Origin of the sequence: Leisingera sp. M523, assembly GCF_025141335.1 — a bacterium.
Classification (GTDB): domain Bacteria; phylum Pseudomonadota; class Alphaproteobacteria; order Rhodobacterales; family Rhodobacteraceae; genus Leisingera.
In genome coordinates this window covers 335,384-347,451 of the sequence record NZ_CP081036.1, presented here as the reverse complement: position 1 = coordinate 347,451, position 12,068 = coordinate 335,384, and the positions used below count along the sequence as shown (strand labels likewise).

General features: G+C 60.0%; 13 protein-coding genes and 1 pseudogene. 7 read left to right on the top strand and 7 right to left on the bottom strand.

Features of this window, described 5'->3' with window-relative positions:
- Nucleotides 1–29: 29 nt before the first annotated feature.
- Nucleotides 30–431 (bottom strand): rhodanese-like domain-containing protein, encoded by a 402-nt coding sequence (locus K3557_RS01710; protein WP_259997279.1) that lies wholly within the window; start codon nucleotides 429–431, stop codon nucleotides 30–32.
- Between the two features lie 166 nt (nucleotides 432–597).
- On the opposite strand from K3557_RS01710, the gene K3557_RS01705 reads away from it, so the two are divergent.
- The 5 genes from K3557_RS01705 (at nucleotide 598) to K3557_RS01685 (ending at nucleotide 4,807) form a co-directional block, all read left to right on the top strand.
- On the top strand, nucleotides 598–915 hold the full coding sequence (locus K3557_RS01705; RefSeq protein ID WP_259997277.1) for a helix-turn-helix transcriptional regulator: 318 nt from the start codon (nucleotides 598–600) through the stop codon (nucleotides 913–915).
- Nucleotides 916–970: 55 nt separating this feature from the next.
- On the top strand, nucleotides 971–2,020 hold the full coding sequence (locus K3557_RS01700) for a permease (protein ID WP_259997275.1): 1,050 nt from the start codon (nucleotides 971–973) through the stop codon (nucleotides 2,018–2,020).
- 94 nt (nucleotides 2,021–2,114) lie between these two features.
- Nucleotides 2,115–3,368 carry a sulfite dehydrogenase gene (gene soxC / locus K3557_RS01695; RefSeq protein WP_259997274.1) on the top strand — a complete coding sequence of 418 codons (1,254 nt, stop codon included), beginning with the start codon at nucleotides 2,115–2,117 and terminating at the stop codon, nucleotides 3,366–3,368.
- Nucleotides 3,358–3,903, top strand: coding sequence for a cytochrome c (locus K3557_RS01690; protein WP_259997273.1), 546 nt, complete (start codon nucleotides 3,358–3,360; stop codon nucleotides 3,901–3,903). Before soxC ends, K3557_RS01690 begins: the two co-directional genes overlap by 11 nt.
- Nucleotides 3,904–4,063: 160 nt before the next feature.
- On the top strand, nucleotides 4,064–4,807 hold the full coding sequence (locus tag K3557_RS01685; protein WP_259997272.1) for an SDR family oxidoreductase: 744 nt from the start codon (nucleotides 4,064–4,066) through the stop codon (nucleotides 4,805–4,807).
- A 415-nt stretch (nucleotides 4,808–5,222) separates the two neighbouring features.
- On the opposite strand, the gene K3557_RS01680 is transcribed toward K3557_RS01685, so the two are convergent.
- The 3 genes from K3557_RS01680 to K3557_RS01670 form a co-directional block, all read right to left on the bottom strand.
- Nucleotides 5,223–6,446: a MalY/PatB family protein gene (locus K3557_RS01680; RefSeq protein ID WP_259997271.1), complete on the bottom strand. Its 1,224-nt coding sequence runs from the start codon at nucleotides 6,444–6,446 to the stop codon at nucleotides 5,223–5,225.
- A 12-nt stretch (nucleotides 6,447–6,458) separates the two neighbouring features.
- Nucleotides 6,459–7,703: an MFS transporter gene (locus tag K3557_RS01675; RefSeq protein ID WP_259997270.1), complete on the bottom strand. Its 1,245-nt coding sequence runs from the start codon at nucleotides 7,701–7,703 to the stop codon at nucleotides 6,459–6,461.
- A 189-nt stretch (nucleotides 7,704–7,892) separates the two neighbouring features.
- Nucleotides 7,893–8,264 carry a PadR family transcriptional regulator gene (locus tag K3557_RS01670; protein WP_259997269.1) on the bottom strand — a complete coding sequence of 124 codons (372 nt, stop codon included), beginning with the start codon at nucleotides 8,262–8,264 and terminating at the stop codon, nucleotides 7,893–7,895.
- 122 nt (nucleotides 8,265–8,386) lie between these two features.
- Between K3557_RS01670 and K3557_RS01665 the strand changes: the two genes are divergently transcribed.
- Together K3557_RS01665 and K3557_RS01660 are read left to right on the top strand one after the other, a co-directional pair.
- Nucleotides 8,387–8,740, top strand: a complete 354-nt coding sequence (locus K3557_RS01665) for a DUF3088 domain-containing protein (RefSeq protein WP_259997268.1) — start codon at nucleotides 8,387–8,389, stop codon at nucleotides 8,738–8,740.
- Nucleotides 8,741–8,912: 172 nt separating this feature from the next.
- Nucleotides 8,913–9,029, top strand: a complete 117-nt coding sequence (locus K3557_RS01660; RefSeq protein WP_259997267.1) for an MOSC domain-containing protein — start codon at nucleotides 8,913–8,915, stop codon at nucleotides 9,027–9,029.
- A gap of 204 nt (nucleotides 9,030–9,233) precedes the next feature.
- Here K3557_RS01660 and K3557_RS20530 read toward each other — a convergent pair whose 3' ends face one another.
- From K3557_RS20530 to K3557_RS01650, 3 genes and pseudogenes are all read right to left on the bottom strand, one after another.
- Nucleotides 9,234–9,722 carry an IS5 family transposase gene (locus K3557_RS20530; protein WP_409201196.1) on the bottom strand — a complete coding sequence of 163 codons (489 nt, stop codon included), beginning with the start codon at nucleotides 9,720–9,722 and terminating at the stop codon, nucleotides 9,234–9,236.
- Between the two features lie 144 nt (nucleotides 9,723–9,866).
- Nucleotides 9,867–10,147: pseudogene (locus K3557_RS20525) on the bottom strand (transposase).
- A 250-nt stretch (nucleotides 10,148–10,397) separates the two neighbouring features.
- On the bottom strand, nucleotides 10,398–12,044 hold the full coding sequence (locus tag K3557_RS01650; protein ID WP_259997265.1) for an amidohydrolase: 1,647 nt from the start codon (nucleotides 12,042–12,044) through the stop codon (nucleotides 10,398–10,400).
- Between the last annotated feature and the right edge of the window lie 24 nt (nucleotides 12,045–12,068).

Genomic DNA, 12,068 nt, shown 5'->3' with positions numbered 1-12,068 from the left:
CCCCGGTGAACGCATCCGCAGGTCCGGGCTCAGCCGTTGGAAGCCTGCACGGGCCCGTCCTGCTTGACCCATTCATCAAATCCGCCGGCCATATGCATGACCGGGGACATGCCCATATCCATCGCCAGTTTGGCCGCCAAAGCGGAACGGCCGGCAGCGGCGCAGTAGAACACATAGGTCTTGTCCTGGTTGAAAACGGGTTTGTGGTGCGGGCTGTCTGGGGCGATCTGAAACTCCATAGTGCCGCGTGAGTAATGAACGGCGCCGGGGATAAGCCCGGTCCGCTGCACTTCAGTGCCATCGCGAATATCAACGAACACGTACTTGCCGTCGGCGCATTTCTCCTTTGCTTCGTCAATCGGCATGACGGCAACCACGCTGTTTGCTTCAGTCATCAAGTCCTTAAGGTCTTTGACAAATTTCTGGGCCATGATCGTCTCTTTCATTGTTGATGTTTGGTCGGCTTGTGCTTTTGCCGGCTGCTATTTTCTCGCACCCCGTTGCTTTCTGAGCCCTCGAAAGTGCGTTCATCCTTACGGTTAGAGGAATTTCACCGATTCATATTGACAAAACCGGGTTATTAGTTATTTTCGTCTCATGACTATTTCAAGCTCTAACGCACGCGCTCTTGCCGCCCTCGGTCACGACGCCCGCCTGGCCATCTTCCGTCTGCTTGTCAAAGCCGGGGAGGACGGGCTGCGGGTCGGCGACATCGCCGAACATCTGGGCCTGGCGGCCTCCACCCTTGCGCATCACCTTTCGACGCTGGTCGACGCCAGGCTGGTGGTGCAGGAAAAGCGCGGGCGCGAAGTGTACAACCGGGTCGACTATCCCGTCATGCTGTCTGTCGTGAACTTTCTGACGTCGGAATGCTGCGCGGGTGTGACCCTGACGGCAAAGGAGGAGACCGCTTGAGACGCAGGCGGCCTTTTCTTCGATCAAAAGAAACTACAAAACTGGTGGTTTGGAAATGACTAGCACAACCGAAAACACCCCGAGGCCCGGCGCTGCCGTCTGGCAGTTCGCCAAGGACCAGCGCGTCTGGGCGGCCTCCGCGGCCATCCTTCTGCTGCTCGCTCTGTTCGACCCGGCGCAATCCGCAGACAGCGCAGCCTTCGCCGGTGCGGCCCTGGCCCATACGGCGCCATACCTGCTTTTTTCAATTGCTGTCGCGGCCTGGGCCGGGGCAACCGGCGCGGACAACCTGGTGGCAAAGGCCTTTACCGGCTCGCCGCTCCTGATGATCGCCCTGGGTGCGCTGGCTGGCGGGTTGTCGCCGTTCTGCTCCTGCGGAGTGATCCCGCTGATCGCAGCACTTCTAGCGATGGGAGTGCCGCTGTCAGCCGTCATGGCGTTCTGGCTGGCCTCGCCGATCATGGACCCCTCGATGTTTTTCCTGACCGCAGGCGTTCTGGGTGCCGAATTTGCCGTGGCCAAAACCCTTGCGGCCGTTGGCCTGGGTCTGTTCGGCGGCCTCACAGTCCATCTGCTGAGCCACGGTGGCGCTCTGCAAGACCCGCTGCGCGACGGTGTCGGCAACGGCGGCTGCGGCGGCTCGAAAATGCGTGCGCCCAAGCCGGTGGTCTGGAAATTCTGGCACGAGGCGGAGCGCCGGGCAAAATTCGCCACGACCGCCTGGACCACAACCCTGTTCCTGGCAAAATGGCTGCTGCTGGCTTTTATCCTGGAAAGCCTGATGCTGGCCTGGGTTCCGGCAGAGACCGTGACCTCCACGCTGGGCGGTGAAGGCCTGCTGCCGATCATCACCGCAACGCTGGTCGGTGTGCCTGCCTATCTGAATGGCTATGCGGCGCTGCCGCTGGTCGGTGGCCTGGTCGAGCAAGGCATGGCGCCGGGAGCTGGTCTTGCCTTCCTGGTGGCCGGTGGCGTCACCTCGATCCCTGCCGCCATGGCCGTTTGGGCCCTGGCAAAACCCAAGGTCTTTGCCCTCTACCTCGGCCTGTCGCTCTCCGGCGCCTTTGCCGTGGGCCTGCTCTACCAGTTCTGGCACGCAGTCTGATCTACTACCGGCCCGGGCGCAGCCTCCGCCCGGGCCGGGCCACGCGCACCATGCGTAAAGCCGGCCGCAAGGCTTCAATAGAAGGAGGAAACTCATGACACGCAACACAGGTTTTCTGGCGAGGCGCGACTTCCTGAAAACAGGCGCCACACTCCTGACTGCCGGTGCCGCGGCTGCTCCGGCGGCCCTGGCGGCAGGCGCTGCAAAGGCCAGGGAATTCCCGGACAACATGCTGTATCCGGGCGCCGAAGATGAAGCCTACGGCAGCCCGTCGCAGCACGAGTCCGATGTTGTCCGGAAGATCTTTCCGCAGCACGGGCAGTCAACGCTGACCGCGTCTTTCTCGCCACTTCATGTGCAAAAAGGGATTATCACCCCTTCCGGGCTGCATTTCGGCGCTCACCACTCCGGCGTGCCGGATGTCGACCCGGAAACGCATGAACTCATCATCCACGGAATGACCGAATGCGCGCTGAAATTCAAAGCCAGCGATCTTCTGCGGTATCCGATGACGGGCGGGATCAATTTCCTGGAATGCGGCGGCAACACGGCGCCCAACGGCTACCATTCGGACCCGCAGCAGATGCCGCTGCAATACCTATACGGCCTGCTTTCCGGCTCCGAGTGGATCGGCGTCCCGGTCAAGCTGCTGCTGCAAGAGGCCGGCATTGACCCAAAGGCCAAATGGGTCATTGCCGTTGGCGCGGATGCGGGCGGGCTGGCGCGCAGCATCCCGCTGGCAAAACTGATGGATGATGCGATCATCGCGCTCTATCAGAACGGCGAGCGGCTGCGCCCGGCGCAGGGCTACCCGATGCGCCTGTTCCTGCCTGGCTGGGAAGGCAACACCAGCGTCAAGTGGCTGCACAGACTGGAAGTCACTGACCGCCCGGCATACACCCGCGAGGAAAGCCGCCACTACAGTGAAACCCTGGCTGACGGCTCGATCGAAGGGTTCAGCATGTACATGCGGACCAAATCGGTCATCACTTCTCCGGCAGTGGGGCAGACGCTGCACGACAAGGGCTATTATCAGGTGACTGGCCTGGCCTGGTCCGGCCATGGCCGGATCAGCAAGGTCGAGGTTTCCGACAATGGCGGCAAAACCTGGGTGCCTGCGGAACTCGAAGGCCCGGTGCTCAGCAAAGCGCTGACCCGCTTCACCCTGCCGTGGCGCTGGAACGGCGATCCCGCGCGCCTGCAAAGCCGGGCAACGGATGAATGGGGCAACACCCAGCCCACCCATCAGGAATGGAAGAGCCGCTACCTTGAGGGAAGCCGCAACCATTACAACGCCATTCAAGCCTGGCAAATCGACGGACAGGGAGCCATCGCCAATGTCTTCTAATCACGCACTGGCGAGGGCTGCCGCAATTGTCCTGCTGACGGCAGGTGCTGCCGAGGCACAGGACACGCCCGCCCTGGGAACCGAGGTTCCGGCAGAGGAGCTCGCAAACTTCTACACCACCGCCTTTCCCGACGGCGAGGGCCTGCCGCCTGGAGGCGGAACGGTCCAGGACGGCAAGGTGGTTTATGAGGAGCAATGTGCCGCCTGCCACGGTGAAAAGGGCGAGGGGGATATGAGCAAGTACATCCCGATCCTTGCCAGTGAGGGCAAGCCGGAGCACGGCTTCCTCTGGTCCACCGGGCATTCCTGGCCCTACGCGACCTCTATTTTCGACTATGTTCGCGTGGCCATGCCACCGTTCAACCCCAAAGAGCTGAGCGACAAGGAGACCTATGCGGTCACTGCCTACATCCTGCATCTGAACGGCTTTTTGCCGGAGGATGGCAGCGTGAGCCATGAGACCCTGCCGCAGGTGAAAATGCCCGCGCAGGACTACTTTGGCAGTCTTTGGGAAAAAGAGGAAAGCCAGCGCTGAGACCTCACTGAGAGAGGCTGGATAGCGGCCCGCCGCGATCCAGCCGGGCAAACCGGGTTTGCCCTTGCCCGGAGCGGAAACCGCTGTTTCCGACCCCCCATCATGCGGGAGCCGCTCCGCTCCGGGTCTATTCAACACCATCAATCGGGATACATACGTCATGCTCGACGGAAAAACCGCCCTTGTCACCGGCGGCTCCAGCGGAATTGGTCTTGCCGCCGCGAAGATGCTGCAAGAGAACGGCGCCCGCGTCGCTATCACGGGACGGGACACCTATAAACTGGAAGCCGCTTGCGCCGCACTTGGCGGCGATGCAATTGCCATTCAGGCTGACATCAGCCAGACGCACGATCTGGAGTGCATGCAGGCGGCACTTGAAGATCAGTTCGGCAAAGTTGATATCCTCTTTGCCAATGCAGGCGCCGCATTCAATACACCGCTCGGCAAGACCGATGAGGCGATGTACTACCGGCTGACGGATGTGAATGTGAAAGGCACCTTTTTTACTGTCCAGTCCGTACTGCCCCTGATGCCGGAAGGCGGCTCGATCATCCTGAACACCTCCTGGCTCAACCAGATCGGCACACCAGGCAAGGCATTGCTGTCGGCCTCCAAGGCAGCGGTGCGTTCCTTTGCGCGGGTCATGTCAGCGGAGCTGCTGGAGCGCAAGATCCGCGTGAATTGCGTCAGCCCCGGCACCATCGTGACGCCGATTCACCGCGGAAAGGATGAGACGGATGAACATTTCCGGGCCTACGTAGAACGGATCGGCATGCAGGTGCCCGCGGGCCGGATGGGCCAGCCGGAAGAGGTTGCTTCCGCGGTCCTGTTTCTGGCCAGCGACGCCTCAAGTTACATGCTGGGTGCCGAGATTGTGGTGGATGGCGGCCGTGCGGAACTCTGAAGCCCATATGAGACTCGCCAGGGCCGAAACCTATCCGATTCCGGTTCTGGCCTCATATTCAGGTATTCACAGCCAGTCATCAAGCTCGTTTGATTGCAAACTCTGATCTTGTTGCCGTATTTCAGGCACTGTCCTGCCGGCGGGTTCCGCGATCATTGGCGGCACTCTCTCTGTCCGCACTCCAGTCAGCGGCAAACCTTTGCAGCAACCATAACAGCAGCGCCTGCAGGGACGAGACACTCACTCAGGAAGTTATTGAACGCTAAGGGCCGTGGTACCTGCGTGGGAAGGTCGCTGCGTCCCGCACAGGCGGATCGGAAAACCTTGAGGCCGAAAGAGGCCGGGAGATTGCAAACGGGTTTGTCGGATCTCCCAGCCCAAGTTGGCTGCTGGCGATGACAGTACGGGGTCAGTCTCAGCAGCAGCTATCTGATTTGGGAGTGCAGGCAGCCGGGGCGCAATCAGATGTGCCAGAGCTGTCGATCACCGTTTTGAACTGCTTGAATGCGGCTTCGATATCGGCCCGGGGGGCTGCGATGTTCACCCGGATAAATCGGGTTGCCTCCTGATCAAACCAGGTGCCAGGTGTGGCACCAAAGCCGGCCTCGCTGAGTTTTGCCTTCAAGGCGTCGCCCTCAAGACCTGTTGCCGAACAGTCGAGCCAAACCTGATACGTGCCTTCAACCGGTGACATCTTGATTGCAGGAAGTTCCTCTTTCAAGAAACCATCGATCCAGTTCACAGTGCCTTCCAGATAGGCGATCAGTTCGTCCACCCAGGCATCGCCTTCTTCATAGGCTGCAACGGTTGCTGCCAGGGTAAAGGCGTTGCTGTGCGTCAGATACATGGAGTCGGCGGTTTTCTTGAAGCGCTCCAGAATATCTACGTTCTCTGTATAGACGTAACCATTTGAGATGCTGTGCAGGCCGAAAGTCTTGGCCGGAGAGCCGATCACCGCCACGTGGTTCGCTGCGTCTACCGCCATCAGACTGGTGAACTTGTGGCCGCTGTAGATGATGTCAGCTTGGATCTCGTCACTGATGATGGTCACACCGTGTGTGGCGGCCAGTGCTGCCAGCCTGGCAAGCTCATCCTCGCGCCAGACGCGGCCAACCGGATTATGCGGGTTGCACAGGATCATCGCTTTGACGTCAGGCGCTCTCAGTTTCTCCTCGAGATCGTCAAAGTCCATCTCGTAAACGCCGTCTGTGTTGCGCAGCACACTCTTGACGACTTCGCGCCCGGCACCGCTGATCACCTTGCCGAATTGGTGATAAGCCGGAACTTGCATCAGCACGCTGTCACCAGCCTCGGTCAGCTCGCGGATCAGCATCGACACAGCTGTTAGCACACCTGTCACCTGCTCGAAATTGTCGGGGTTCAGCGTCAGGCCATGGCGGCGTTCGTACCAGCCAGAGATCGCGGCAAACACGCCCTTGGCGTTGAATTCATAGCAGAATTGTCCGCGGTTTGCGATGCGCAGCATGGCATTTTTGATCGGATCTGCGATGGCAAAATCCATATCGGCAACCCACAAGGGGGTCATCTCTTCCTTTCCGAAGACCATTTTCAGGAAATTCCGATTGTGGCGCACAAAGTTGTCGCCAGTCTTTTCGGGAGCGGTGTCAAAGGTGCTCATGGAGGTTCTCCTTCAGGCCGGGGCCTTGTTAGTGATTGAGTTGCGGTTGGAGATGAAAATTGCGGCTAGGAAAGCCAGCATCATGGTGGCGCTGACGGCCGCCAGGCCGTAGAGGAGCCCGGCATAGCTGCCGCTGCTGCTCCAGACGAGCGCAGCGATTGCGGGTGCGAAGGCCTTGCTCATCAGGGCTGGCGTATTGAGCATGCCATTGATTGCCCCGTAGGATGTCCTGCTCAAAAGTTCCGGAACGGACAGCCCCATGACAATTGTCATGATGCCTGTTGCGGCCTCGTAAGCGATTGCGGCTGCGACCAGCACGGGAAAGCTCTGCGGGAACAAGGCGAAGGCGACCAAAGCCAAAGGAAAGACGGAGGCGACGAAAATTCCGACGGATGCAATGCTTCTGGTCTGAAAGATCTTCATGAATGCCCGCCCTGCAACCTGGGCAGGACCGAAAAGAGCCAGGATGAAGACAGCATTTTCGCTTGAGAGGCCGTTTTCACCGAGCAGCGGATAGAGGTGGAAGCGGAAGGATGTCTCCATGGCGCCATAGAGTACAAAGCACACCAGGAGCGCCCAGAATACCGGCTGCCGCAGCGCCCATGCCGGAGCGGTTTTGGGCATGGTTTCCTCCGGGCTCGGGGTTTTGCCAGTACAGGCGGCACCTGCGCGGGGCAGGAAACAGTAGATGCCTGCGCAAACCAGAATGTTGACCAAGCCCAGAGCCATCAGAACCTGGCGCCAGTCAAAGTAGCCCATCAAATATTCGATCAGGGGAATGAAAACCGTACTGGCGAACCCTCCCCATAGGGTGAGAGTTGTCACGTAGTCCCGAGTTTTGGATGTGTCGCAGTGCCGGGCGACAACAGCAAAGGAAGCGTTATACAGGACTGCCGCTTGAAGACAGCCGATGCCGCCAAAAGCAACGTAGAACCACAGCTGAGACTGTGTCTGTGACCACGCGAAGAACAAAATCCCCGCCAGAACCGAGCCCCCGGTCATAATCGAACGGCCATACCCTTTATCAATCGCGGCGCCGACCGGGACGGACACCAGTGCCGACATCAAAAGCCCGATTGTCAACGCAGCATAGATCTCGGACTTGGCCCATCCGAACTCGGCGCCCATTGCCACAGCCATTTGCGGGAATGCGTAGTAAAGCGTGCCCCACGAGCATAGCTGAGCGAATCCAAATGCGGACAGGAAAACCGGACTGAATTCTGCCGCGTGGTTTGTCTCGTTTGCTGACATCTGCATCAAAGGAACTCCAAGCATTTGCTTGCTGGGACGGGGGGTGCAAGCTTCCCAGGGAAGGCTGCACGCATCTGCTTGGCATATCGGCCGACAGAAAAAGCATCCGCGAGTGCGATATCGGGTGAATATCTCATATGTCGCACAACGATGCATCGATCATCTAAGGTGAAGGGCAAAAAAAAACGGCTGAAACTATGCTTCAGCCATGCTCACACAATCGTTCAGGGCCTGCGTGATTTTCATCCACTCCCCGAGTCCGACTTTGAAAGCTTCACGCCCTTTATCGGTGACCGTGTAAATCTTGCGTTCCCGGCCGGAGACGGTCTCCGTTTCATAGGTGACGTAACCGCCCTCAGTAAACTGCTTCAGAACCGGATAGATTGTGCCTTCCTTCGGGGCGCAGCACCCCTTTGTTCTGTTGATGACTTCCTTGGCGATGTCATAGCCATGTAAGTCGCGGTCGCACAGTACGCAGAGAATGAAGAACTTGGACAAGCTCATCCTGATGGTGCTGTTCCAGTAGCCGGGGCTAAGGAGGTCCGGAGATTTGCTATTGATGCTCATGCTGTGGCAATATACATCGATGATCGATACGTCAAGCACATGCAGTGCTCGACACGAGCGGAAAAAGCACACCGGCAGCCAGCCTGACTATCTGCAGCGGCGGCCCCTGAAAGGAATGATCCATGGCTGAAGCCATCCTGTACCTTCTGAAATCAGACTTTAACGATCCGGAGTATGGCGATATGCTATTCTACTGCCCGGCCTGCCTGAAAGTTGAAGGTCTTCTGAGCATGTTCCCGAAAATCCGTGAGGAGCTTGACGTGCGCTATGTGGATTTCGCCCGCCCGCGCGGGGATTTGCCCGGCTACACCGGCGGTCGCCAGGGGTGCCCGCATATTGTCCTGCCGGACGGGGATGACACGCATTCGGCGGACCTCAGCGAAGCGGGTGTGGGAGATGTGCGCAGGATCGAGAAAGATGAAGACATATTTTCCTACCTGGTCAACCGTTTCGGCGTTTCGCATCCGCATCCCTGATCACTGCGGGCAGGGCATGACGCTGCCCTGCTGTCAGCCCGGCACACTGGGCTTCAGATGGGCCGTGGGCTTTTCATGTGCCAGCAGCAGGTCCCGGTGAAACAGTTTTCCCTCCAGACAGAGTGTCCGGCAGCCGTGCTGGAAACTTAGGCTGCACACAGGTAACGGAAAGATGCCCTATCTGTTTCAGAAAACGGGCCGCACAGGGTGGTACTACCGCGTTCTGGAAGAAGGGGATGCCGCTGCAGGAGACCGGATTACACTGGTCGAAAGGCGCAATCCGGACTGAAGCGTTCTGCGGGTCACCCGTGCCCGCCCGACCCGCACGATTTCCCGGGGCGACGCAGAAGTTCTGTCTCAAATGGCGGATCTGGCACCAGGGTGGCGAAAGGCATTCGGTCGCATGGCTGAAAAGCAGTGGCACTTTCTGGGCCATGAGGGCGCTGTTGCACAAATCCGGGCCTGACCGCAGGGCCCCTTTCCCCGGACGGATTTACTCTACGGGCACTGTGACAGGTATACCGAGAGCGGTGTAGCCGTTTAGAACGGCGATGCGAACTTGCAGCTCGGCAACCTGGCGTTCGAAGTCTTTTGCCATCAGGGATTGGCCGAGCAGCTTGATGCAGTTCATCTTTGACTCGACCCGGCTCCGGCGGTGATGTCCGCTCCACCGCCGCCAGATGGCGCGGCCGAGATACTTTGATGCGCGCAGGGCTTCGTTTCGTGCCACCGCGCCCGGGCTCGTTGGCTTCCAGGGTGTGGCATTCTTGCGGGGCGGGATAACAGCGGCGGCACCACGGGCGGCGATCGCCTCGTGGCATTTGCGGGTGTCGCAGGCACCGTCGGCAGTCACCGAACCGATCTGCTCGTCAGCCGGGGTCTGGTCCAGGAGATCGGGTAAAATGGGCGCATCACCGATGTTGCTGCCGGTGACCTCGATGGCCCGGACTTCCAGCGTTTCCTCATCGGTTCCGATATGCATCTTGCGCCAGAGGCGCCGCTTGGGGCCTCCGTGCTTGCGCGTTTGTCGGGAAAACAGTCCCCCGGACTGTTTTCTGATCCTCCGCACTCCACTCACCTTCGCCTTCGGCCTTGATGCCGGTGCTGTCCGCTGCCCGGCAGTGCATCACGCAGTGATGTCACGAGAGGGGATCAGAAGGTTCAGCGGGCCCGCGCCACCGCGGAACGGGATACTCACGTTCCGCTTCCGCTGCCGACGGCACAGGGTGCTGAAGTCCGGCACGGCCCAGTCCAGACCGACCAGCCGCAGAAGGCTTGCACGAAGCCCGTCGTCTGCCTCAGTGGCAACCCGAACAGTACTTTCAGGGTTAGACAGGTTTGGATCGCGGCGTCGCTGAATTGGCACCGGCGACCGCGCTTGCCAGTCGGCGGCGGCGTCCAGATCATCCTCGGATCAAACCAGATGGTCAGAGATCCGCGTTGCTTCAGTGCTTCATTGTAAGACGACCAGTTCGTGGTCTTGTATCTCGTAGCGGCCCAACTGCTCATGCATCCCAGCTACCACGCTGGATTCACGCAGTGAATCCCTCACCCGATTTGTGCAACAAGGCCGCGTAACTAACTGAAATCAGTCTCTGGCAAACCCGGTGCGGTTCAGGAGCATGCAGAGCCGGGTTGCTCAAAATAACGGCAATCATCAAACCTCGAAAGTGATCTGACCGCCGCAGATTGTCAGTGCCGCCCGTGCCAAGCTGAGCTGGTCCGCCCGCTGCGCCGCAAGATCGCGGTCCATGACAACCACATCTGCCATCATGCCCGCACGCAGCTTGCCCTTGCGGTGCTCGTTGAACTCGGCCCAAGCACCGTCACGGGTAAAGGCCGCCAGGGCATCGCGCAGGCTGTGGCATTGTTCTTGCCAACTGCCCGGCAGCGGCTGGCGCGCCACCGCGCCCTGGATGGTGGGCATCACATCCACAGGAACAACCGGCCAGTCAGTTGAGAAAATGACCTTGGCGCCGCTTTCGCGCAGCGTCCGTGACGGAAACGCGGTTGGGATCTGGTGGCCGTGCAGCAAGGGTTCAAGCTCCGGGATCGCTTCGGGGCATGTATGCGGCGCATGGAGGGGCTGCATGGACGCAATGACGCCAAGCTCCCGGAACCGGGGGATATCATCGGCGCTGATGGTTTCGATATGTTCTATCCTGTGGCGGCTGTCGCGGGCGCCATTGGCACGCCGGGCGGCCTCAAACGCATCCAGGGTCCGCCGCACGCCCGCATCGCCGCAGGCGTGAACAGAGATCTGCAGCCCCATGGCATCGGCGCGGATGCAGGCCTCGTGGAAATGGGCAGCGGAAAACAACGGCGCGCCGCAGCCGCCGGTTCCCGGATAGGGCTGCAGCATGAAGGCGGTCCTGTTCTCGATCACCCCGTCAATGAACATCTTGACCCTTCCGGACCACAGCATATCGCTGGTGTAGGTGCTCCGCATCTGCGCCGCTTCCTCCAACCGCTCCAGCGGGTCGGTGTGTTTGAGGTGCAGTGGCACTTCGGTCCGGCACAGCAGCTTGCCTTCCGCCTCCAGCTCAGCCAGCAGCTCAAGCTGATAAAAATTCCCGTCCATATTATGAAGACCTGTGATCCCGAAGGACGCGCAGTGTTTCAATCCCTGTTCAAGCACTGCCTTGTCGATCGCGCGCTGTGCCGGTGTTGGCGCCGGCACCGGATCGGCGCCGGTCAGGGACCCTTCCATATCGCGCCCGCCCAGTGGTGTGAATTTCATCACCGGAGCCATGGCGGCCGCCTCGCGCAGTTCGCCTGTAGCGGTGCCATCCGGCCCCATGACGATTTCCGAGCCTTCGTCCACTTCCCGGCCCTTCAGAATCCCCGCCAATTCCAGTGCCGAGGTGTTCGCCCAGGCGGTGTGGCCGTCCGGCGCCAGGCAGGCAAACGGACGGTCCGGCAGAACGGCATCCAGATCATGGCGGGTCAGCGACCGGTCCCCCATCGCGTGATAGCTGGCCGCATAAGCATAAAGCAGAACGTCATCCGGCCGCTGTGCCGCATAGGAGCGGATCGCTTGGGTCAGGGCTTCCAGTCCGGTGACACCTGTCAGGTCAAGATATTCCAGTTCTGCTGCGCCCTGAAACAGGTGGACATGGCTGTCGATGAACCCGGGCAGGACCGTATTACCTTGGGCGTCAAACACCCGAGCCGACCCGGCGATGGCCCGGATTTCGGCATTCGTCCCCACTGCGGTGATGAGGCCGTCCTTGATCGCCAGGGCCTCGGCATCAGGGCCGTCGAAGGTTAGAACTTTGCCGTTCAGGATTACCAGGTCGGTCATTGCTGCCTCTCATTTTGCAAGAAT